Annotated in this window: 16 protein-coding genes; 9 read left to right on the top strand and 7 right to left on the bottom strand. The window is 67.4% G+C overall.

Translation table 11 applies throughout. From position 1 onward, the window contains the following. The first annotated feature begins 323 nt into the window (after positions 1-323). The 7 genes from ACK5M9_RS12545 to ACK5M9_RS12515 are packed head-to-tail and all read left to right on the top strand — an operon-like array spanning position 324 to position 11,963. The gene (locus ACK5M9_RS12545) at positions 324-1,841 is read left to right on the top strand and encodes a PPE family protein (RefSeq protein ID WP_416893498.1); all 1,518 of its coding nucleotides are present in this window, start codon (positions 324-326) and stop codon (positions 1,839-1,841) included. Between the two features lie 15 nt (positions 1,842-1,856). After that, positions 1,857-2,633 (top strand): ABC transporter ATP-binding protein, encoded by a 777-nt coding sequence (locus ACK5M9_RS12540; protein WP_416893497.1) that lies wholly within the window; start codon positions 1,857-1,859, stop codon positions 2,631-2,633. Then, the gene (locus ACK5M9_RS12535; protein ID WP_416893496.1) at positions 2,630-5,134 is read left to right on the top strand and encodes an FtsX-like permease family protein; all 2,505 of its coding nucleotides are present in this window, start codon (positions 2,630-2,632) and stop codon (positions 5,132-5,134) included. The genes ACK5M9_RS12540 and ACK5M9_RS12535 overlap by 4 nt, the downstream gene beginning before the upstream one ends. Before the next feature lie 2 nt (positions 5,135-5,136). After that, positions 5,137-6,234, top strand: a complete 1,098-nt coding sequence (locus tag ACK5M9_RS12530) for a UbiA family prenyltransferase (protein ID WP_416893495.1) — start codon at positions 5,137-5,139, stop codon at positions 6,232-6,234. Continuing rightward, positions 6,231-7,331, top strand: a complete 1,101-nt coding sequence (locus tag ACK5M9_RS12525) for a pyridoxal phosphate-dependent aminotransferase (protein WP_416893494.1) — start codon at positions 6,231-6,233, stop codon at positions 7,329-7,331. The genes ACK5M9_RS12530 and ACK5M9_RS12525 overlap by 4 nt, the downstream gene beginning before the upstream one ends. Then, on the top strand, positions 7,324-10,437 hold the full coding sequence (locus ACK5M9_RS12520) for a thiamine pyrophosphate-binding protein (RefSeq protein WP_416893493.1): 3,114 nt from the start codon (positions 7,324-7,326) through the stop codon (positions 10,435-10,437). The genes ACK5M9_RS12525 and ACK5M9_RS12520 overlap by 8 nt, the downstream gene beginning before the upstream one ends. After that, positions 10,434-11,963: a cytochrome P450 gene (locus ACK5M9_RS12515; RefSeq protein WP_416893492.1), complete on the top strand. Its 1,530-nt coding sequence runs from the start codon at positions 10,434-10,436 to the stop codon at positions 11,961-11,963. Before ACK5M9_RS12520 ends, ACK5M9_RS12515 begins: the two co-directional genes overlap by 4 nt. Before the next feature lie 55 nt (positions 11,964-12,018). Here the strand turns inward: ACK5M9_RS12515 and ACK5M9_RS12510 are convergent, their stop codons facing one another. Further along, a complete protein-coding gene (locus ACK5M9_RS12510) occupies positions 12,019-12,432 on the bottom strand; it encodes a DUF3151 domain-containing protein (RefSeq protein WP_416893491.1) in 414 nt (137 codons plus the stop codon). Between the two features lie 85 nt (positions 12,433-12,517). Here ACK5M9_RS12510 and ACK5M9_RS12505 point away from each other — a divergent pair, with 85 nt between their 5' ends. Continuing rightward, on the top strand, positions 12,518-13,516 hold the full coding sequence (locus ACK5M9_RS12505) for a hypothetical protein (RefSeq protein WP_416893490.1): 999 nt from the start codon (positions 12,518-12,520) through the stop codon (positions 13,514-13,516). A 43-nt stretch (positions 13,517-13,559) separates the two neighbouring features. Here the strand turns inward: ACK5M9_RS12505 and fbaA are convergent, their stop codons facing one another. Next, positions 13,560-14,594: a class II fructose-bisphosphate aldolase gene (gene fbaA, locus ACK5M9_RS12500; RefSeq protein ID WP_416893489.1), complete on the bottom strand. Its 1,035-nt coding sequence runs from the start codon at positions 14,592-14,594 to the stop codon at positions 13,560-13,562. Positions 14,595-14,678: 84 nt separating this feature from the next. Between fbaA and ACK5M9_RS12495 the strand changes: the two genes are divergently transcribed. Further along, complete coding sequence (locus tag ACK5M9_RS12495) at positions 14,679-15,383, top strand: DedA family protein (protein WP_416893488.1); 705 nt, start codon at positions 14,679-14,681, stop codon at positions 15,381-15,383. On the opposite strand, the gene ACK5M9_RS12490 is transcribed toward ACK5M9_RS12495, so the two are convergent. The 5 genes from ACK5M9_RS12490 to ACK5M9_RS12470 all read right to left on the bottom strand — a co-directional run. Beyond that, a complete protein-coding gene (locus tag ACK5M9_RS12490; protein WP_416893487.1) occupies positions 15,366-16,478 on the bottom strand; it encodes a glycoside hydrolase family 76 protein in 1,113 nt (370 codons plus the stop codon). The genes ACK5M9_RS12495 and ACK5M9_RS12490 overlap by 18 nt on opposite strands. A 61-nt stretch (positions 16,479-16,539) precedes the next feature. Then, positions 16,540-17,202, bottom strand: a complete 663-nt coding sequence (locus ACK5M9_RS12485) for a TrmH family RNA methyltransferase (protein ID WP_416893486.1) — start codon at positions 17,200-17,202, stop codon at positions 16,540-16,542. After that, positions 17,199-18,164 carry a hypothetical protein gene (locus ACK5M9_RS12480; protein WP_416893485.1) on the bottom strand — a complete coding sequence of 322 codons (966 nt, stop codon included), beginning with the start codon at positions 18,162-18,164 and terminating at the stop codon, positions 17,199-17,201. The genes ACK5M9_RS12485 and ACK5M9_RS12480 overlap by 4 nt, the downstream gene beginning before the upstream one ends. 6 nt (positions 18,165-18,170) lie before the next feature. After that, entirely contained in the window at positions 18,171-19,019 is an 849-nt protein-coding gene (gene ttfA / locus ACK5M9_RS12475) for a trehalose monomycolate transport factor TtfA (protein WP_416893484.1), read from the bottom strand. Between the two features lie 96 nt (positions 19,020-19,115). After that, a partial coding sequence (locus tag ACK5M9_RS12470) for an AAA family ATPase (protein WP_416893483.1) occupies positions 19,116-20,621 on the bottom strand: 1,506 nt, incomplete at its 5' end.

Raw genomic sequence — 20,621 nt, 5'->3', positions numbered from 1 at the left:
GCCTGGTTCTGAGCCTCGCCCCCCTGCCCCGGCCCCGGCCCCCGGCCCGGAGCCCTGGCTCCCGGCCCCTGGCCCCTGACCCCCGGCCCCGGCCCCCGGGCGCCCACCGGAAGTTTGCCCGGGCCTCGTTTCGGCGCGTGGACACCCGCGGAGGCGTTGTGCAATACTGACGGCCGATTAGGTTAGGGTAACCAAATAATTGGATGGGGCGGACTTGTGAGGGGTAGCAGGGCGATGCCGCTTCCCCAGCACATGCCAACGACATGCGGTAGGACGGCCCTCGGGGTTTCACGCTGGGCCCGCCGCGCGAGGGATCTGCAACGATGACCAGTCCGGTGTGGATGGCGGTGCCGCCCGAGGTGCACTCGACCCTGCTCAGCAGCGGTCCGGGCCCGGGACCGCTGCTGGCCGCGGCCGCGCAATGGGCCGCCCTCAGCGCCGAATACACCGAAACCGCGGCGGAACTGGCCGCACTGCTGGCTGCCGTCGAGGGCGGGGCATGGGGCGGGCCGAGCGCCGCGCAGTTTGCGGCCGCACACGGACCATTCCTGGCCTGGCTGGCCGAATCGAGCACCGAGAGCGCCGCCGCCGCCGTACGCCATGAGACGGCTGCCGCCGCATACACCACCGCCCTGGCAGCCATGCCGACCCTGGTCGAACTGGCCGCCAACCGGACCCTGCTGGGCACCCTGGTCACCACCAACTTCTTCGGCATCAACACCATCCCGATCGCGGTGACCGAAGCGGACTACATGCGGATGTGGATTCAAGCCGCCACGGTTATGAGTGTCTACCAAGGGATTTCGACCGCCGCGGTGGCCAGTGCGCAACCGGCGGGCATGGCGCCCCGCATCGTCGATCCCCTCGCAGCGGAAGCCGCGGCACCCGGGCCGGACACGATCACCATCCTGGGCTGCACGTTCAACGACCCCATCGCCGAACTGCTGTCCGGATCCGAGCATTTCAGCAGCATGTGGGCGGTACTCAAGGCATTGATCCTCAATCCCGTGGCCACACTGTCGCAGCTGGTCGCCGACTTCGCGGCCAGCCCGGCGACAGCGGTGGTGACCTGGCTTCCGCTGTTCTACATGGTCGCCTACGCATTCACCTTCGCGCTGATGGGCACACCCATGTACGCAGCGGCGGCCAGCCCCGCCCTGATATTGCCACTGGCACTTTCGTTCGCCGGATTCACCGAAGTTCCCGCCGAGTCGGCGACCGAGGTTCCCGCCGGCATCCCTGCCGGCGTCGCCCCGCAGCGGGTCGTGGCGGTAGCCGTCAGCTCTCCCCCGGCGACGACGGCGGGCGGGGCGCTGGCGGCACCCGCGCCGGCCCCGCAGGTACCGGCCACCACTGGAGCGCCGGCCGCGACCGCGGCAGCCGGCGCACCGGCATTCCCCTACCTGGTCGCCGGCCCCGGGCCCGGCCCGGTGTTCGGCCCCAACCTGACCAACCGGGCATCGGCGAGCGCGCCGGCGTCCACCATCCCCGCGGCTGCGGCAGCGGCCGCCGCGGGCTCCAAGGCCAAGACGCGCCGGCGCCGCCGCGCCGGCATCACCGAAAAGGGCCACCGCGACGAGTACATGACCCTCGACGACACCCCGGCCGCCGCGGACACGCCGTGGGGCGAGCAGCCGCCCGAGACCCTCGGCACTGCCGCCGCGTCGAACGCGGGAGCCGGGCCGCTCGGATTCACCGGTACCGCGACGAAGACGCGGGCCGGCGAGGCCGCCGGCCTGACCACGCTGGCCGGAGACCAGTTCGGGAACGGGCCCGAGGCCCCCATGATGCCCACCACCTGGCAGGACGCGGAGGACGATCCCCGCCCGCGCCCGCAGTAGACACAGGAGCTTGCGATGTTGATCGAAATCTCTGCTGTCAGCAGGACCTATCGGCGCGGTCAAGAACTCGTCAAAGCCGTCGACGACGTCAACCTGAGCCTGGGCGAGGACAATCTCATCGCGATCACCGGAGCCTCCGGTTCGGGCAAGAGCACCCTGCTGCACCTGATCGGCGGGATCGACCGGGCCGACGAAGGCTCCATCACAGTCGACGGCGAAGAGCTGTCGCAGATGAGTGACGACGAACAGTCCCGATACCGTCGCCGCAAGGTCGGGTTCATCTTTCAATTCTTCAACCTGCTGCCCACCCTGACGGCCTGGGAAAACGTCGCCATGCCCAGGGTTCTGGACGGCTCGCCGATCAAGACTGCGCGCAGCGACGCATGCGATCTGCTCGAGCTGGTCGGCTTGGGCAACCGGATCGACCACAAGCCGTCCGAACTGTCCGGCGGCCAGATGCAGCGGGTGGCCATCGCCCGTTCGCTGATCATGAAGCCTGGAGTCGTGTTGGCCGACGAGCCGACGGGGAATCTGGACTCGGAGTCCGGCGCGAGCATTCTCGCGCTGCTTCGCCAGATCGCCGACACCGAGGACTGCTCGGTGATCATGGTGACCCACGATCGCACCATCGCCGCCGCAGCGGACCGCGAAATCATCATGCGCGACGGAAAAGTCGTCGAAAGCCGGCGTCAAACCGGCAACGGGGCGGCGGTGAGGGCCGGGACGGCGGCCGAATCCGCAGCCGAATCCGCAGCCGCAGCCGCAGCCGCAGAGATTGCCGATTCCACGTGATCCCGCCCGCCGTCGTCCGGTTCAAGTTTCTCAACGCGCGGTACGCATTCGCACATTGGAAGCGATCGCTGAGCTGCGTGGTCGCCGTGATGATCGCCGCCGCGCTACTGGTGGCCATCGCGGGTATCTACAGTTCGCTGACGAAATCGGTTGCGACGATGTCCGAAGACCTCTACGGCAAAGCCGCGTTCGAGGTGACCGGCGCGGCCGACAGTGGACTGCCCGAGGCACTGGTGGGCGAGCTGCGCGGTGTCGCGGGCGTGGCGGCCGCCGAACCGATAGTGAAGGCCACCGTCAACTCACCGCGCTCCGGCACAACGCTATTGGGTGTCAGCCCCGATCTACAGGTGCTGGACAACCGGGTCGGCAACGAACTCGTCCAACAGGCCGAACAGGACAAGTCACACGGGTCGCTGGCCGATGGCGCAATAGTGGGGCCGGGCCTGGGGGTCGCCGCGGGCAACCAGGTCGAAATCAACTCGGTGCCGGTCAATGTGGTGTTCGTGCCCAACGGCACCCTCGCCGAGAAGTACAACGCCGGGGACTACCTCATCGTCGGGTTGCCGCTGGCGCAAAAGCTGGTCCACCAGGGCGGTCGGGTCAGCTCGGTGTTCATCGTGGCCAAGCCCGACGCGGACCTGCGGCAATTGAACGCCGATCTGGTCCGGGTCGTCGACCATCGGGCGGTGGTCGCCGAGCCGCAGTTCAGGGTTGCCCAATCGGACAACTCCGTCTCCCTGACTCGCGACACCCTGCTGCTGGTCGGTTCCATGGCACTGGTGGTGGCCATGTTCATCGTGTTCAACACCATGAACATGGCTGTGGTGCAACGCAAGCCGATGATCGCCACCTTGCGGGCCCTGGGCGCTCAGCGCGGCCAGTTGGCGCGGGATCTGCTCGCCGAAGTAGCCGTCATGGGATTCCTCGGCGGATGTCTGGGTGCGCCGCTGGGTGTGGGGTTGAGCTACCTGGCGATCAGGCGACTGCCCCCGTTGATGCTGCAATCGGTCGACGTCAAGCCGGATTTCTTCGTGCCCGGCACCGCGATCGGCGTCGTGATCGCGCTGGGGATCATCGCCTGTGTACTGGGCGCGGCCTGGCCGGCTGCCGCTGTGTTCAAGGCGTCGCCGATTTCGGCCATGCGTCCAGCCGAGTTGGAAACTCTGGGTTCCAGCAGATCGCGGCCGAACTGGGCCGGGGTCGCCGTCGCCATCGTCCTGATCGCCGCGGCGTTCTTCTGCGCTGTCCGGCTGCACGACGAAAGGGCTTTCGCCGGCGGAATCCTGGCTCTCCTGGGCATTCTCGTGTTCTGCTGGTCCCTGGGCCCGGTCATTGTCGAGGCCAGTAGCCGGCTCGCCGCGAAAATGGGACCGAGCGGTCAGGTCAGCCGATCGACAATGACCCAATCCGCCAAGCGAACATGGGCGAACGTGATGATCGTGACGATCGCCGTCGCGTTGGGCAGCGTCACCAGCGGCGTCCTTTCCGATGTGGTCAACTCCACCGGCAACTTCTTCAACTCGCTGGCCGACGCGGACATGTACGTCTCGACCGCGTCGAAAGACGTTATCCCCGTTGGCCCGCTGATGCCCAAGGGTTTGGCCGACGAAATCCGCCGGGTGCCCGGAACCGGATCGGTGATTTCGGTGCAGGAGGCCTACGTCAACGTCGGCAGCGACCGCGTCCTGGTCATCGGAGCCGACCCCGGCACGGTAGCGCCCGCGTTCGTTTCGATGGAACCTCAGGTGCGGGCCAAGGTGCTGGCCGGGGACGGTGCGGTGGTGTCGCGTCAGCTTGCGCGCCGCCTGCATCGCAACACCGGCGAGAGCTTGACGTTGAGCACCCCCTCGGGGGAGAAGTCCGTGGAGATCCTCGGCGTCGTCGACTACTTGACCACAGAGCGCGGGATGATCGCGCTTTCGCTGACGCATATGAAGACCTGGTTCCAACGCGACGGCGCCACCTACCTGGAGGTGCACGCCGCCGATCCGAAAGACGCCGCGACAGTGCAGGATCAGGTCGCCGAAGTCGCTGCCGCACATGACTTATTCGCCTACAGCGGCACCGAGGCCATCGAGTCGGGCCGCAGTGCGGTCAACCAGATGGGTTCCCTGGCGGTGTTCGTGCAGTGGATCGTGGCTCTGCTGGCCGCGATGGCATTGTTCAACGCATTCATGATCTCGGTTCTCGAACGCACCCGGGAAATCGGGACGTTGCGCGCCATGGGGGCATCTCGCGGGTACGTCGCCAAGTCGATTCTCATCGAATCGACCAGCGTCGCACTGTTGGGCGGGCTACTCGGGCTGCTGGCCAGTGTGGTGGTCCACCGGCTGGGCACCCTGATCATGAGCACGGTCACCGCCATTACGGTGCGGTTCGGGGCTTCCCCACTCGACCTGCTCGGTGTCGTCGTCGCCGTAATTCTGTGCTGGAGCGGGGCATTGCTTCCGGCGTCGCGGGCTGCCAAGTCGAACATCGTCGACGCGCTGGAGGTGGCGTAGCGGTGGAGAAGCAGAGTCTGACCGCGCCGCCCCGGGTGAACCTCGCGTGCCCGACCGGGCTGCCCGAATTCCTGGAAATGCCCGGTGCGCACCGACTGATCTGGGTGCGATGCAGCCCCGGTGTCCGCGCACCGGCCGGCTGGCGGTTGTCGAAGTTCCTGGCGTTCTCCCGGCCGCGAACATGCGTTGCGGGCATGCTGGCCTTCTATTTCGCAAGCCTGGTAAGCGGTGGACTGCCACCGCTGCACCTCGTCGTGGGGATGGTGGTCTCCTACCACATCGCTGCCATCGCAAACCTGTACAACATCTACACCGATATCGTGGAGGACAACGAGAACATCCCTTCGCGAGTCTTCGACCTCGGTCGCTACGGCAGAGACCGGCTACTGCGGGACACACATCTTTCGGCGGCCGCGGTTTTCGCACTGTCGCTGCTGGTCAACCCGTACTTCGCCGCCCTGACTTTGCTGGCCCTCATCGGTTGCCACCAATACTCGTTCCCGCCGCTGCGGATGAAGGCGCGACCGCGCGCCGGGATTCTGTATTTCGCCAATGCCGTGGCCTACCCCTACCTCAGTGTGGCACTGGCGTCCGATGCGAAACTGCATGTCTTCGGCAAGCCGTCATACAGCGCTCTGGCCCTCTACCTGTTCTTCTGGTTCTGCGCGAAAGGACTGGTCAAGAATGTCCCCGACTACGACGGGGACAAACGAGTGAACGTTACGACATCGGCGACGTTGAGCACCACCAGATTTCGTGCTGCCATGATCGCCGCGGTGGCAAATGTGCTGGTCTACGCCGCCATCGCCATCCCGGTAGCCGCCGGGAGTATCCGGGGCGAGTACCTCGTTGCGCTGCTCTGGCTTCCGGTGGCGTGTGTGCAGTCCGGACGGCTGCTGTACGCACCCGGCCAGAAGTCCTGGAACGACATGCTGCGCGACGACATGTTCGTATCGGTGGGTTACCTCTCGACACTCATCCTGATCGAATGGATCTCCATGATGTCGATTGCGATCCTGCTCCTGGGACTGTCCATCATGGTGCTCTCCGACCGGCTCGGGCTGGATACCCGGCGGGTAGAGGATTTCGAATTACTATGACAGTCAACCCGATTCCGCGGCACGAGGACACCTCGAACCACGGTGGCGGAGCAACGGTGAAATTCGACCTGTCACGAAACGAACTGCATCTCGACCCCCTGCCGCAAGTGCGGGACATCGTCGGGCGCGGTGCGGCCACCCTCAATCGCTACCCGCACCACCAGCACACCGCGCACCTGATCGCCCGGATCGCCGCACTGCAGGAGGTTCCACGCGACAAGGTGGTTGTCGGCGCCGGAATCGTCGGCGTACTCGACGGCCTGCTGCACGCGGACGCCACAACAAAGGGATCAACGGTTTTCGCCGCCCCGGCATTCGACGAGTACGCGCCGCTGGTGGCGCGGGCCGGCGGCACCCCGGTAGCGGTCGACAGCGATCCACCGGGCAGTCAAAGCCTCGCCGCCGTCCTCGCGCGTGTCGATGCATCCACCAGGCAGGTGATCATCGCCGCACCGCACAATCCCACCGGTGCCGCGGTAAGCCTGGCCGAACTCGTCGGATTCCGTGCCGCCCTGCCGAACAGGGTTGTGCTGGTTATCGATCAGGCGTATGCGGAATTCGACGAGGCCATGCCCTCGGACTCGGTCCGACGCCTGATTACCGGCCTGGGCTCGGTGGTGGTCCTGCGCAGCTTCTCCAAGGCGTACGGGCTCGCCGGCCTGCGGATCGGGTACGGCGTGTGCAGTAGCGCAGATCTGGCGGACCGGATCCGGTCCGCTATCCCGGCATACTCGGTGAATTCGCTGGCCCTGGCCGCGGCGGCGGAGTCGCTGCAATATCCGCACCAGTTGCGCGACCGGGTTTCCGATGTGGCACGGAGCCGACAGCGGCTGGAGGCGTTCCTGATCCGCCACCGCATGTTCTCGGGAATCGCGTCGCAGGCGAATTTCGTCTGGCTGCCAACCACGGATTCGCAGCAGCTGTTTCGGCACGCCCGCGCCGACGGCATACTGCTGCGCGAATACCCGGGCCTGGGTGTGCGGATCACCGTGCAATCGAACGAACCCGTCGACGCACTCATGGAGTCGTTGGCGGCCTTCCCGGGGCCGACCCGTCACCGGGCCGCCACCAAGGCTTTTCGGCATCTCAGTGTATAACCGCTATCTACTGTCAACTGCCCTCGGACGGCATCGATTCGCCGACGGGCTGGTGGACTATCTGATCACGATGGGTGTCGGGCACATCTTCGGGATGCCCGCGGAATCGGTGAATTCGTTGGTCGATGCCGCGAGCCGCCGCTCTGAGATCGAGGTGGTCACCACCCGGCACGAATCGGCGGCCGCTCTGATGGCCGTGGGGTACGCCAAATCGTCCGGCCGGCTGGGAGTGTGCTTCGGGACTGCGGGCCCAGGGGCCACGAACCTACTGGCGGGGACCTACGAAGCATTCCTGGCGCGAGTGCCCGTGCTGGCGATCAGCGGCCAGGTTCCGGTGGCGAGCATAGGCAGAGGTTCCTTCCAGGAGATCAACTCCGAGGCACTGTTTCGCCCCTGCACCTCCTCGTCGGTTCAAATTCATGCCCCCAGCCAGTTCGAACGCTTCGTGCGTTCCGCCGTGACGGCGGTCCACGAATCCACCGCCTGCCACGTGGCAATTCCCGGAGACGTGCTGTACGCACCGATGGAACCGCTGGCCACGGCGTTCACCTTTCCCCAGGTGCCGGCCGCTGCGGTGGCCGGCAAAGAACAGCTGTCCGCCATCGCCGACTTCCTGGACTCCGACGACCTCGCGATAGTCGTGTCGGGCGCCGACGGTGATCACGCCGACGCGGTCGCCAAGCTGTCCGAGCGGTTCGGCTGCCCGCTCTACACCTTGGGCGACCAGGGTGTGATCGCCGCGGACAATGTGTTGATCGTGGGGCGTGCCAGCCCGCTGGTCTCCCACCGCGTTCGAGGGCACGCCAAGCTGCTCGAAATCACCGATCGGCGTTGCACGACACGGGGTATGCCCTACACCGCGCAAATCGTCTGCGACATCGAAGCCACGCTGCGGGAGATCCTCGATGCCACCGAATCTGATCCGGCCGGTGCGGACCCGGACAGCCGATGCGAGGTTTACCGCGACCTGGACCGTCCGGATCGGTTCCTGCCACCAGAGCTGCACTCCACGCCCGCCACTTCGAGTCTGGCGGGCATACCCGGGGCCGCGCTTCCACTCGGCATCGGCGGCGCTCTGGCGGGGAGCACACCCACCGTGGTCGTCACCGACCGCCGGCAACTGGGCCAATTTGCGGCCGAATTGTCCACCCTGGTCGCCGCGAACGCCGACGTACTGGTCGTCTGCGCCGTGGAGGATACCGAAATTCGCGAGGAAATCACGCATTTGGGCCGTGCAATGTCCATCAGAACGGCCAGCGCGGAGTCCATGGAAGCTCTTTCACGCCTACTGCGGGAGCTCGCTGAGGCTCCCGGTCCGGCGATTGTCGCCTTGCGCACCAACGCCGCCCACGACGATCCGGCCAACGTAGCCCGCCACCCGGGCGAACAGTCATTGTTCGACTGCCTGACCGCCAATATCGCTGCGCCAGTGCAGATCAGCGAATTCTGCGCACACCTGCTGCCCTGCTTCGACACCGCGCAGCGCAGTGCCAACGCCCAAGGGCCCTCGATGAGTGCTTCGGCGCTGCGGAAGGCGGGGTCGTCTCCGGCGTGCTCGGTGGCGGCGACCGGGCCGGCACTACTGCTTCAGCTGAACGGGATCTACGACGCGGCACTCGACAACGCCCGAATCCTGGTCACCACCGTCCAAAGGCGGGACTGGTTCGTCGACGCCGCCGGGATGCTCGACGAGGTCACCGTTGCGCGCTACGTGGTCGACGACCCCGCAACCGCAGCCGCGACCGTGCGACAGGCCTGCGCCGCCGCCGGTGCACCCGGCGCCGGTGTGGTGCATCTGCACGTCACCCCGCGTGCGCTCGACGTCGAATGGGGCCCGATCGCGCCCATCCCGCCGGCGGTGGCCGCAGTGCGCCCTCGTGAGATTCACCCGGGGACGGCGCCGGACGAATCCCCGGTCGCCCGGGCGGCCGGCGCACTGAGGGATGCCGATCGGGTCGGCATCGTGGCGGGCCGCGGTGCCGCGGGCTGCTCGGAACTGCTGGTCGAACTGTCGGAGATGCTGGGCTGCACGGTCTATCTCACAATGGGCGGCGACTCGGTGCTCAACTCGTCGATTTCCCGGAAACACAGCAGAATCGGCGGCTCGGGCGACCTGCGAGCGTGGCGTGAATTAGCTCGGGCCGACGCGTTGTTCCTGGTCGGCGTGTCGAACCGGGGATCGGCGTTCGATTTGGGCACCTCGGGCCGCACCGTTGCGGTCAACGTCGACCCGCTGGCCATGCTCGAACTCGGCGAACGCGACATCTGCGTCCTCGGCGATGCCGTGGCCGTCCTCGAGGCGATGGTCGCCACATTGCGCGCCGAGAGTGGCAACGGCGGCCGTTCCGCCCCCGGTGCGCGCCGGCGCCGCATCCCGGCCCCGCGGATGAGCGGACTGTTCAGCCGGGCCGACGGCCGGCCGCTGCGGGCGTCCAGCCTCACCCGGGCGATCGACGCCCAATTGCGCGGCCACCCCGGGACCTCCACCGTCTGCGCGGATGTCGGGGTCAACACCCTGTGGGTCTACCGCTACGTCACGTCGATGACACGCAGCGTATGGTCGGCATCGTTCGGCACCATGGGGTTCGCCGTTCCCGCCGCAATAGCCTTGGCGCGCAACGCAACCGCATCCGAGACAGTGGTTGCCATCGCGGGTGACGGCGGCACCTCGGTGACGCTGAGCCAGCTTCGGTCCGCAGCCGGGATCGAAGTGCCGCTCGTCTTCGTCGTCGTCAACAACGCCGCGCTCGCGGCGATCAAGTTCGAAAGCGAGATCATGGGATGGCCGGATCGAGGTTCGGCGATTCCGGAAATGGATTTCGCGCACTACGCGACGTCCGTCGGTGTCCGGTCCCGTCGAGTCGGCACCCTGCGTGATTTCCGCGACGTCTTCGCCGAGGCGATCAGGACGCCCGGGCCGTATCTCATCGATGCCCGTTGTGTCCTGAACGACGCCCCGATTCAGGCCGCCACCAGGAACTGGCGGCAAGTCCTGGGGTTTTTCACCGCCTGGTCGAAGTCGGAGCGCGGTGCGGCGGACTCGTTCCGCGAGGTCGTGCGCGCAGTCGTCCTGGGCAAGTTCGAAGAAAGGTTGACAAGACAATGACCGCGGCATGTCCCCACAGTTCCCCTGAGCCTGCCCCGGACGCCGACCGCCGGGTGGCCGCCATCCGGGTACAGCAGCCAGAGGGTCAATCCGGCGGCCGGCTAAGCGTTCTCGGTGCACTCCGCCAAGACCCGTACTGGCCGACCCGGCTGTCGGCGGCAACGCTGCGGGGCGCCGTCGGCGGCTTCGGCAGGCCCACACCGCTACCTCCGGGGCCCAGGGGACTGCCTGTCGTCGGCTCGCTGTTGCCGCTGCGCAGGAATCCCTTCGAGTTGATGAGCCACGGCTCGGCAACCTACGGCGATATGTTCCGGATACCGCTGCCCTTCCTCGACATGGTTGCGGTGACACATCCGGATCTGGTGCACGAGTTCATGGACGAACCGACCGGCCGGTTCAGCAGGTACCGCCCGGTGGGCCCGATACTGTCGGTCATCGGAGCGAACAGCATCATGCTCGAAGGCCCGCCGCTGCGGGAGCGCCGCCAGATGCTGACACCGATGTTCACCAGCAAGCACCAGGTGAGGATCGCCGAGATCATCTCCGATGAAATCGTGCGGCGGGTCGATGGCTGGTCGCGCTGGGCGGGGACCGGGCAGCCGGTGGACTTGCAGTACGAAATCTTCCAGATGACCCTGGCCGTGTACCTGCGAACGCTGTTCTCCACCTCGCTGCCTGATGGGGAGCTGCGTCAGCTCGACGCGGACATGCGCACGATTACCGGCATGCTCGGCCTCACCACGCTGATGGTTCCGCTACCCAAAATCGTCGGAAAATCCAGTCTGCTACCGGCTTTCGTACGGATCTATCGGCTGCTGGGGCGGTTGATCCGGGACCGCAAAGCCCATCCGTCGGACACTCCCGATTTCCTGGACACCCTGCTCGAAGCCAGGCACCACGACGGTTCGCCGCTGTCGCGGGCCGACTTGGCGGCCGAACTCGTCGGCCTGCTCGGCGGAGCCTACGACCCCAGCGGCGCCGCCCTGACCTGGTCGGCCGCGTTGCTGGCGAGCAACCCGGAGCATCTGGCGACATTGCGGGAGGAAATCTCCGTACTCGGCGGGGAGCTGCCCACCTACGCCGACCTGCCCCGGCTGTCCTGGGCCAAGGCGTGTTTCGATGAGGCGCAGCGCATGCAGGGGCACCCGTTCTTCCCGAGGTTCTGCATGACCGACACCATGCTCGGCGGCTATCGGCTGCCGAAGTACACCCTGCTGGGTGCGTCGATGTCGGTCATTCACCGCGACCCGCGCTGGTGGCCGGAACCCCACCGGTACGACCCCACCCGGTTCATCGACCGGGAGCAGATTCAGGCTCGGCCGAAGTTGGCGTTCATGCCGTTCAGCTCGGGACAGCATTTCTGCATGGGAACCAATATCGCCTACATGTCCGCCCAGTTCTTCCTGACGATCCTGTTTCAGCGCTACGACCTGAGCGTGCCGCGGAATTGGTCACCCGAACCGAAATTCACGTTTTCGGTGACCGTCGACGGGGGACTTCCGGTGACTCTTTGCTCGCGAGCGTAACGCCACGGCGAAATCCGGAGCGCAAAATCACAGCCACGTTACGCTCGCGAGCAAACTAGAAGCCCAACCCCTCGCGGGCGGCCGGGTCGCAGTCGTCGAGCAGGTCCATGCAGCGGCCGACTTCGTCGGATTCGCCAATGGCGTCGGCGGCACGCGCCAAGGCCGCCACACACCGCAGAAACCCCCGGTTCGGTTCGTGCGAGAACGGCACCGGACCGAAACCCTTCCAGCCATGGCGGCGCAGCTGGTCCAGGCCACGGTGGTAGCCGGTGCGGGCATAGGCGTAGGCCGTGATATCCCGGCCCTTGGCCAGTGCCTCTTCGGCCAGCGCGGCCCACGCCACCGATGCCGCCGGATGCGCGGCAGCCACCGTGCTCGGGTCTTGCCGGGCAAGCAGCGCCGTTTCGGCTTCACTGTCGCCGGGCAACAAGGTCGGATCCGGTCCCAGGAGATTGCTCATCGCAGCCATGCCTCCAGTTCACCCAGTGTCGACTACGCCGATACCGCTACCTCGCGAATCGCGTCGCCCAATGGCGGGTCGCTAAGCTCCCATCATGCCCAACGCACCGGAGCCTGACGGCGGCGACACCAGCTCTGACGGCGAAGACCAGGGTCGACCCGATTCCGGCGCCGACCCCACCGCGGTGTGCCCTCCGGCATCCGACGAGACCCAGACCACATCCGAGAGCAGCGAGCGGGAGGTTGCGCCCGAGGAGCCATCCACCGACCTCAGTGCAGGTCCCGCCGACAACCCCGACCCGGACCCCGCCGACAACCCCAACCCGGACCCCGCCGAGGACCCCGCCGACGGCCCCAACCCGGAACCCGCCGAGGACTCAGCCGCGGAATCCGCCGAGGACTCAGCCGCCGAACCCGAGCGCCGGTACACCGCCCCCGGCTTCGACGTCAACGAGACGCAGCTGATCCCCATCACCGACGCCGCACCGGCGGCACCGACGCAAACCTTGGACACCAGCCCGCCGGCTGCCGCGCCCGATGCACCCCCTGCACCCCCCGCGCCCGCCGCGCCCGCCGCGCCCGCCCAGCCGGCGAGAACCGCAACGCCGCAATCGATACCTCCTCGTCGGAGGATGCGTGCTCCCCTGCTGAGCCGCAACTGGGGTTGGGTGCTGACCACCATCCTGGTCGCCCTGGCGTTGGTGGCGATCGCGATCATCGGCACCATCCTGTTGACCCGCGGCGACAACCCGAAGGTCTCGCGGGAAGAAGAGGTGCGGCAGGCCATCGAGAACTTCGGCAACGCCGTTCAACGGGGCGACCTGACCGAGCTGCGCCGGATCACCTGCGGAGCGACCCGTGACAGCTACCTTAAATTCGATGAAAAGTCCTGGGCAGAGACATATCGGCAAGTTTCGGCGGCCAAACAATACCCGGTCATAGTCACCGTCGACCAAGTTGTGGTCAACGGCCAGCACGCCGAGGCCAACGTCACCACGTTCATGGCCTACGACCCCCGCCTCCGGTCGACCCGCAGCCTGGATCTGCAGTTCCGCGACGACCAGTGGGAGATCTGCCAATCCACCAGCAATTGACCGTCGCGCACCCCGGTGCGGCCCCGAGCCGCGGCCGGTGCATCTAACCGGCGAGCGACTTTCCGGCGCACTTCAGGTCCCGGCAGGCCTCGATCACGCGCTCGGTCATGCCGGCCTCGGCCTTCTTGAGGTAGCTGCGCGGGTCGTAGACCTTCTTGTTGCCCACCTCCCCGTCCACCTTGAGTACGCCGTCGTAGTTGGTGAACATGTGCGCCGCGATCGGCCGGGTGAAGGCGTACTGGGTGTCGGTGTCGACGTTCATCTTCACCACGCCGTATCGCAGCGCCTCCTCGATCTCGGACTTCAACGAGCCCGAACCGCCGTGGAACACGAAATCGAACGGCTTGGCGCCCTCGGCCAGCCCAAGCTTGGCCGCAGCCACCTTCTGTCCCTCGGCCAGCACGTCGGGACGCAGCTTGACGTTGCCGGGCTTGTAGACGCCGTGAACGTTGCCGAAAGTGGCGGCCAGCAGGTAGGCGCCGCGATCACCGGCGCCCAGCGCGTCGACCGTCTTCTCGAAGTCCTCCGGCGTGGTGTAGAGCTTCTCGTTTATCTCGGCCTCGACACCGTCCTCTTCGCCGCCGACCACGCCGATCTCAACCTCGAGGATGATCCGGGCCGCCGTCGCAGCCGTGAGCAACTCCCGGGCGATCACCAGGTTCTCGTCGATCGGCACCGCCGAGCCGTCCCACATGTGCGACTGGAACAGCGGATTGCGGCCGGAACCCACTCGTTCGGCGGAGATGGCCAGCAGTGGCCGCACATAGGTGTCCAGCTTGTCCTTCGGGCAGTGGTCGGTGTGCAGCGCGACGTTGATCGGGTACCTCTCCGCGATCGCGTGAGTGAACTCGGCCAGCGCCACCGCGCCGGCCACCATGTTCTTGACGCCGAGCCCCGACCCGAACTCCGCGCCGCCGGTCGAGAACTGGACGATGCCGTCGCTGCCGGCGTCGGCGAAGCCTTTGAGCGCGGCATTGACCGTCTCCGAGGAAGTGCAGTTGATCGCCGGGAACGCATACGAATTTTCCTTGGCGCGACTCAGCATCTCGGCATAGATCTCAGGTGTTGCGACGGGCATGGGAACTCCTCCTGCCAAGAGCTGAACGGACGACCAACGGAGACTCGTCCGTCCAGTATGGCAACGCAGGTATGTTGGGGCGTCATGAGCACCACCGTCGTCGCGTTGGGGGACTTCCTCGACCCCTGGTACTGGTTGGGTTCCGACGGCGTTTTCGGCTCGGCGGTGCTGCCGGGGATCCTGATCATCGTCTTCATCGAAACCGGGTTGTTGTTCCCGCTGCTGCCCGGAGAGTCGCTGCTGTTCACCGGCGGGCTGCTGGCCGCGGGATCGGACCCTCCGGTGAGCATCTGGGTGCTGGCACCCGCGGTGGCCACCGTTGCGATCCTCGGCGATCAGACCGGCTATTTCATCGGCCGGCGGATCGGGCCGGCGCTGTTCAAGAAGGAAGATTCGCGGTTCTTCAAGAAGCACTACGTGACCGAATCGCACGCGTTCTTCGAGAAATACGGCCCCTGGGCGATCATCCTGGCCAGGTTCGCCCCGTTCCTGCGGACCTTCACCCCGGTGGTCGCCGGCGTGTCCTACATGCGCTACCCGGTGTTTCTCGGCTTCGACATCATCGGCGGCATCGCCTGGGGCGCCGGTGTGACACTGACCGGCTACTTCCTGGGCAACGTGGGGTTCGTGCACGAAAACCTGGAGAAGATCATCCTGGGCATCCTGGTCGTGTCACTGCTGCCCGCGTTCATCGCCGGCTGGCGGGCCTACCGGTCGCGCCGCGGCACACCCGAACCCGCACCGGTCGACCCGGCGGCCGGGTCCGATCCGCTAGCGCTGCCCGACTGAGGCCACCCGGTGGGCGGCCTCCATCAGCATCCAGCCCGACACCTGCACCGACAGATCCTGCTCGGCCACTTCGGACTGGTGCACCGCGCCCTCGACCCGCTGTGCCCGCCGCCCGCCCGCGATGGGCATCACGGCGTCACGGCTCCAGAACGCGCCGAACACCGGGAGCCCGTCGACGGTTTGCCGGTAGTCCCACGCCGACTTCGCCGACGCCAGCACGATCTTGCCCGCGGTCTGGCGGGCCTCGATATCTTCGGCGGAGTCGCCCGGCAGGTCGGTGGCGACCAGCGCCAGGTAGCGGGCGGTGATCCCGGCGAACAGGCCACCGTCGCCGCCGCCGGCGCCCTTGAGCACCCCGGCCGGGGCGATGTGCTCGTCGACAGCGGCCACCAGCCGGTGCACTCGCGGGCGGTGCCGCTCGTCACGAGTGCGGTTGGCGAGTTCGGTTTCCAAGCCGAGCACCACACCCTGGCAGTAGGTGTATTGCGGGCGCACCAGGGAGCCCTCCTTGATGCCGTCGAACACCAGGTGCGTCTCGGGATCGATCAGGGTGTCCTCGATCCAATCGGCGATCTGCTGGGCCAGGCGCAGCCGGCCCGGATAGCGGGCCAGTAGGATTCCCGCCGGTCCGTTGGCCGGGGCGTTGAAGAACCGATCCTGCTTGCGCCACGGGATACCGCCGCCGTCGTCCGGCGCCCAGGCGTCGATGAGCTGGCCGGTCAGCGTGGCCAGGGCCCGACTGCGCTCGACACCCACGTGCAACGCGGCCCGTTCCAGCGCCAGCCCCAGCCACGCCATGTCGTCGTAGTAGTTGTTGGTCCACCGCAGGATGTTGCGCAGGTGGTGCGCACGGATCTGTCTCTTGATCCGATCGCGACGCTGCGGCTGCGGGTCACGCAGTTGGGCGTCGATCAGGCAGTCCAGCAGATGCGCCTGCCACCAGTAGTGCCACGTTGCGAACATCCGGTCCCGGCGGTCGGCCGGCCAGGCCACCACACCCAGCTGGGTCCCGGGTAAACCCCAAAGACGTTTCAGGTTCCATTTCGTGATGGCAGTCTCGGCGCTGGCCGCCCGGTTCGCCCATACCTGGTCCATACCTGCCGATCCTGCCCTACGGCCGACTCTCGCACGGCAGGAGGTTCGGCGTGGCCGCGGATCACCAGGCGCGAGTCAGGTCGCCGTGCTGTCGGATCCAGGTGTGCATGGCGATGCCCGCCGCGACACCGGCGTTGACGCTGCGCGTCGAACCGAACTGGGCGATCGACACCGTGATCAGCGCACCCGCCCGAGTGTCGTCGGTGATGCCGGGTCCTTCCTGGCCGAAAACCAGCAGGCAATCCCGGGGCAGCGCGGTTTCTTCCAGTCGTGCGGCTCCGGGAACGTTGTCCACCGCGACCACCGCCAGCCCCGCCCGTTCGGCGAAGTGCATCAACTCCGCGGCGCTGTCGTGGTGGCACAGCCGCTGAGAGCGGTCGGTCACCATCGCACCGCGACGGTTCCAGCGCCGCCGGCCCACGATATGCACGGTGTCGACGGCGAATGCGTTGGCGGTGCGCACCACCGACCCGATATTGGCGTCGTGGCCGAAGTTCTCGATCGCGATATGCAGGGGATGGCGCCTGCGGTCGATGTCGGCGACGATCGCCTCCCGAGTCCAGTACCGATAGGCATCGACGACATTGCGGGTATCGCCGTCGCGCAGCAGGTCCACGTCGTAGCGGAGATCACCGGGCAGTTCCCCCTCCCACGGGCCCACACCGGCCGATGGGGCACCCCACTCGGTGGGTCCGGGTTCGGCGTCGGGACCGGGCGGGCTCATTTCGTCCAGAGGGCGGCATGGGTGCCGACGATCGCCACCGTCGCATACAGCAGCGCCTGGTTGATCTCGCCCTGGGTGCACAGTGATGCACGGAACTGCACCGCATCGCGCGATGCATCGGGCAGGACCAGCACCGAGGACCCGTACGCCGCACACGCCGGGCTCAGCCCGGGCCCAGGCAGCGACGGCGAGGCCAGCAGCATCATCGGGCCGCCGCGGCCGGCGGACTCGTCGCGATACCGCGCCCCCACCGCGTCGACCTCCAGGCCCAGCAGCATGTAGCCCTGACCGTGGAACGCCGCCGGATCACCCAGTTGCGCCCGGTTCACCGGCATTCCGTCGGCCCGCCAGGCCGACACGCTGGTGCTCCTGGCCACCAGACCGGTGTCGCTTTCCTTCGTCGGCAACAGGCCCACCGGGAACGCAGCCGGGTAGGCAGCCACGGTGTCGGCGATCCGGTCGCGCGGCGAGTAGAGGTAGATCCCCCGGACGGTGCTGCGATCACGCACCGGGCCCAAACAGACCGTGCCGGTGAGCCGGCCCGGCGCGGCCGTCAGCGGCCTCGTGACGTCGTGCAATCCTGACGCCGGCCCAGCCAGTGGACCCGCCGCCGGTCCCGCCACCGAGTCGGCCGTCGGGCCGGCCGTCGCGCCGTCGCAGCTGCCCAGCCCGGTGGACTCCAACGGGTGCGACAGCGCCCCGTACAGGCCGAACCGCAGCTCCTCGGGTTCGGCGTGCGGTTGCCCGGGATCGGTCGGGGCCGCGTCGACATCGACCAGCGCATAGTCCTGCGACCACCGCAGGTTCGCCACCGAGACGTTCCAGCCCAGCACGCCCAGCGATTCACCCAGCGACGCGCTGTGAGCTCCGAATACCACAGCGGAGCCGGCTGAACCGGAGCAGGCCACCATCGCCGACAGTGCCACTGCCAGTGCGACCATCAACGCAACGGGCCGGGGCATCCGTGCTCAGCGCTGGTAGTTGCCGGCCTGCTGGCCGTCGCGTTCCCCGTGCGGCGGACGCCGGGCGGCACCGGATCTGTCCTCCCCGCGGCGGACCGGCTCGGGTGTACGACGGGCGGACTCCGGCATCAACCCTGCGGCCGGGTTCGCCTGTGGACGTCGCTGGGGCAACTCGGCACGGGCCTCGGAAGTACCCGGGAGCCCCTGGGATACCTCCGGTGGGTCGGCCTCCTGCGGGGCGTCAGCGGGCAGCGGAGGCAACACCCGCAGCAGGTCGTTGAACTGACGGACCGTCCGCAGGCCTTCGTCCCACTGGCCGCGCGTGCTGGCGATCGGCATGGAGACCAGCGTCCAGTGCTGCTCGTTCCACATCGTCTCGGCGCAATCGGGCGCGGTATGGGCGAAGGTCACCATACGCCGGTCGCAGGCCCGCCGGGCGGCGTCGAGGTTGGTCGAGTACACCATCCGGGGTCCGATCGCACCCAACAGCCAGATATCGCTTTCGCGGGGCTCTTTGAGTCCCTTGAGGCGCAGGTCGACCACGACATTGGTGCCCACCTTGCGGTGCAGCGCGATCACCGTGGCGACTTCGTCGAGATCGAAGACGTACACCGCCTCACCGCGGATCTGACCGAGCACCACGTTCTGGGCGGGGATATCGCCTACGGTCGACATCACGCCGCGCTTCCAGCGGCGCAGGATGTCGGCCGATTCCTCTTCGAAGTCGAATCCGTGCGATCGTGCCCACGACCTGCGGCGCCGGCTGCGGCCGCGACGTCGATCGATATCGACGTACAGCAGCACCGTGGCACCGACAAAGCACAGTGCCGAGAGCGTGAACCAAAGCGGGACCATCGCCGACAGCCTATCTGCTGTCGCTGTCGAACACAGAATCCGAGCAGGTCACAACCACGTCACAGGACCGGACCGGGCCATCGGTCCCGATGCGGCCTAACCCAGGACCAGCGAGTCGCCGTCGGCGCTGACGTTCACCGGCACCACGTCGCCGTCGTGCACCTGGCCGGCCAGCAACATCTTGGCCAGCTGGTCGCCGATCGCCTGCTGCACCAGCCGCCGAAGCGGCCGGGCGCCGTACACCGGGTCGAAGCCCCGCTGGGCCAGCCACTGCTTGGCCCGCTGCGACACCTCCAGCTGCAGGCGTCGCTGCGCGAGTCGCCTGGCCAGCTGCTCCAGCTGGATGTCGACGATCCGCACCAGTTCGTCGGGGTTGAGCCCGTCGAAGATCAGCACGTCGTCGAGGCGGTTGATGAACTCCGGCTTGAACGCGGCACGCACCGCCGCCATCACCGTCTCCTCGGTGCCGCCGGACCCCAGGTTGGAGGTCAGGATGAGGATGGTGTTGCGAAAGTCGACCGTGCGGCCCTGCCCGTCGGTCAGCCTGCCCTCGTCGAGCACCTGCAGCAGCACGTCGAACACGTCGGGGTGGGCCTTCTCCACCTCGTCGAACAGCACCACGGTGTAGGGCCGCCGGCGCACCGCCTCGGTCAGTTGACCGCCCTGGTCGTATCCGACATACCCCGGAGGCGCACCCACCAGCCGGGCCACCGAGTGCTTCTCGCCGTATTCGCTCATATCGATACGAACCATGGCGCGTTCGTCGTCGAACAGGAAGTCCGCCAACGCTTTTGCCAATTCGGTCTTGCCCACGCCGGTGGGTCCGAGGAACAGGAACGACCCGGTCGGCCGGTTGGGGTCGGCGACCCCGGCCCGAGTCCGCCGCACCGCGTCCGAGACGGCCTGCACGGCCTTGTACTGGCCGACCACGCGGCGACCCAGCTCGTCCTCCATCCGCAGCAATTTGGCGGTCTCGCCTTCGAGCAACCGGCCGGCCGGGATGCCGGTCCACGCCGAGACCACGTCGGCGATGTCGTCGGGACCCACTTCTTCCTTGAGCATGACGCCTTCGCGGGGCTGGGCGTCGGGCAGTGCGGCGTCCAGCTTCTTCTCGACCTCCGGGATCCGGCCGTAGCGCAGTTCGGCGGCCTTGGCCAGGTCGCCGTCGCGCTCGGCGCGTTCGGACTCCCCGCGCAGCACGTCGAGCTGCTCCTTGAGCTCACGCACGACGTCGATGGCGTTCTTCTCGTTCTGCCACTTGGACGTGAGGCCGGCGAGCTGCTCTTTCTTGTCGGCCAGTTCGGCGCGCAGCTTCTCCAGCCGTTCGTGGTGGGCGGAGTCCTGGGCGGTGTCCTCCTTGGCCAGCGCCATCTCCTCGATCTCCAGCCGGCGCACGGCACGCTCCACGGTGTCGATCTCCACCGGACGCGAGTCGATCTCCATCCGCAGCCGCGAGGCGGCCTCGTCCACCAGGTCGATGGCCTTGTCCGGGAGGAACCGGGCGGTGATGTAGCGGTCGGAGAGGGTGGCCGCGGCGACCAGCGCCGCGTCGGTGATGCGCACGCCGTGGTGCACCTCGTAGCGCTCCTTGAGCCCGCGCAG

Source organism: Mycobacterium sp. (genome assembly GCF_047975165.1).
Taxonomy (GTDB): Bacteria; Actinomycetota; Actinomycetes; order Mycobacteriales; family Mycobacteriaceae; genus Mycobacterium.
The sequence above is the reverse complement of the archived record's forward strand: the minus strand, read 5'-3'. Positions and strand labels throughout refer to the sequence as shown.

Coding starts and splice junctions, on each gene's coding strand:
- ACK5M9_RS12545 (WP_416893498.1), top strand. CDS start 324: ATGACCAGTCCGGTGTGGATGGCGGTGCCGCCCGAGGTGCACTCGACC.
- ACK5M9_RS12505 (WP_416893490.1), top strand. CDS start 12,518: ATGCCCAACGCACCGGAGCCTGACGGCGGCGACACCAGCTCTGACGGC.
- ACK5M9_RS12510 (WP_416893491.1), bottom strand. CDS start 12,432: ATGGCTGCGATGAGCAATCTCCTGGGACCGGATCCGACCTTGTTGCCC.
- ACK5M9_RS12485 (WP_416893486.1), bottom strand. CDS start 17,202: ATGAGCCCGCCCGGTCCCGACGCCGAACCCGGACCCACCGAGTGGGGT.
- ACK5M9_RS12490 (WP_416893487.1), bottom strand. CDS start 16,478: ATGGACCAGGTATGGGCGAACCGGGCGGCCAGCGCCGAGACTGCCATC.
- ACK5M9_RS12495 (WP_416893488.1), top strand. CDS start 14,679: ATGAGCACCACCGTCGTCGCGTTGGGGGACTTCCTCGACCCCTGGTAC.
- fbaA (WP_416893489.1), bottom strand. CDS start 14,594: ATGCCCGTCGCAACACCTGAGATCTATGCCGAGATGCTGAGTCGCGCC.
- ACK5M9_RS12525 (WP_416893494.1), top strand. CDS start 6,231: ATGACAGTCAACCCGATTCCGCGGCACGAGGACACCTCGAACCACGGT.
- ACK5M9_RS12480 (WP_416893485.1), bottom strand. CDS start 18,164: ATGCCCCGGCCCGTTGCGTTGATGGTCGCACTGGCAGTGGCACTGTCG.
- ACK5M9_RS12515 (WP_416893492.1), top strand. CDS start 10,434: ATGACCGCGGCATGTCCCCACAGTTCCCCTGAGCCTGCCCCGGACGCC.
- ACK5M9_RS12540 (WP_416893497.1), top strand. CDS start 1,857: ATGTTGATCGAAATCTCTGCTGTCAGCAGGACCTATCGGCGCGGTCAA.
- ttfA (WP_416893484.1), bottom strand. CDS start 19,019: ATGGTCCCGCTTTGGTTCACGCTCTCGGCACTGTGCTTTGTCGGTGCC.